Genomic DNA, 1,590 nt, shown 5'->3' with positions numbered 1-1,590 from the left:
GGTGACTGTTCAGGTTCCGTCTTCGTGCATGGCCTGCGCATGACCCCGCCCGTGGGATGATCTCCGAGTGACTTCGACCGGGGGTGGGCGGCCGTCGTATGACGAGCTCGCGGCGCTGGTCGTCACGCTGACCGCCCGGCTGGATGTGCTGGAAGCGCGCAACGCTGCGCTGGAGGCGCGGGTGGTCGAGCTGGAGACGGAGAACGCCCAGCTCAAGGCGGAGAACGCTGCGCTGCGCGAGGAGAACGCCGAGCTGCGGCGGCAGCTGGGGACGAACTCGCGGAACTCCTCCAAGCCGCCGTCGGCCGATGGACTGGCCAAGCCGCCGCCGACGTCGATGCGGGGCCGCAGCGGACGAAAAGCGGGCAAGCAGCCCGGCGCGCCGGGATCGGCGTTGATGCAGGTGGCGAACCCGGCCCGGACGGTGCCGCACCTGCCGGACACGTGCGGCGGCTGCGGAGCCGGCCTGGCCGGCACGGCGCCGGCCGGTGAGCCGGTCATCCGGCAGGTCTTCGACCTCCCCGAGACCGTGGTCGAGGTCACCGCGCATGAGCTGCACGCCCGCGCGTGCACCGGCTGCGGGCACGTCACCCGCGCTACGGCTCCGGCGTTCGCAGGCGCCCCGGCGGTCTACGGGCCGCGGGTGCGCGCGCTGGCCGCCTACCTGTCGGCCCAGCACCACATCCCGGTCGGCCGGATCGCCGAGATCCTCACCGACGTGGCCGGGGCCGAGGTGTCCACCGGGTGGGTCGCTGACGCGGTCACCGCGATGGCCCGGGTGCTGGCCCCGGTCGACGCGGCCGTCCGGGAGGCGATCGCGCAGGCGCCGGTGGCGTACTTCGACGAGAGCGTCACCCGGGTGAGCGGGAAGAACCACTGGCTGCACGTGGCCGCGACCACGACGCTGAGCGCCTATCACATCGACTCCTACGGCCGCGGCACCGATTCGATCATCGCGTTCGGGATCCTGCCCCGTTTCACCGGCGTGGCCGTGCACGACGCCTACCGCTCCTATGTGGGGTTCGAGGAGTGCACGCACGCGTTGTGCAACGCGCACATCGTGCGGGAGGCTACCGGGATCGGGGAGTTCGACGCGGTCGCCCGTGCCGACGGGTGGGCGCAGGCGCTGGTGGATCTGCTGGGCGATGGGCACCGGTGGGTGGCCGCCTGGCGGGAGAAAGGGCATGACCGGCTACCGGACTTCAAGCTCGATGACCTGTCGCGGCGCTTCGATGAGCTGGTGGAGCGGGCCTTGTCGGCGCATCCGCCCCGGGGTTCGGGCCGGCAGAGCCCGGCCCGGAACCTGGCGCTGCGGTTGCGGGAGCGAAAAGCCGAGGTGCTGCGCTTCGCCGCGGACTTCGCGGTGGCGTTCTCCAACAACACCGCGGAGCAGGCCATCCGCATGATCAAGACGAAGACCAAGGTCAGCGGTGGTTTCCGCACGCTCAAAGGCGCCCAGGTCTTCCTGGCCATCCGGGGCTACATCTCCACCGTCCGCAAGAACGGCCTGCGTGCTGCCCAGGCTCTTCACGACGCGCTGCTCGGCAACCCCTGGACGCCCGCGCTCACACAGTAACCTGAATAGTCACG

General features: G+C 71.2%; 1 protein-coding gene. It reads left to right on the top strand.

Features of this window, described 5'->3' with window-relative positions:
• Positions 1–67: 67 nt before the first annotated feature.
• A complete protein-coding gene (gene tnpC, locus FHS22_RS37135; protein ID WP_184948886.1) occupies positions 68–1,576 on the top strand; it encodes an IS66 family transposase in 1,509 nt (502 codons plus the stop codon).
• Positions 1,577–1,590 lie beyond the last annotated feature (14 nt).

The sequence above is a fragment of the Thiemannella venezuelensis genome, assembly GCF_014203605.1.
Taxonomy (GTDB): Bacteria; Actinomycetota; Actinomycetes; order Streptosporangiales; family Streptosporangiaceae; genus Planomonospora_A; species Planomonospora_A venezuelensis.
Note: the sequence above shows the minus strand (reverse complement) of the source record. Positions and strands in the feature narration are given on the sequence as shown.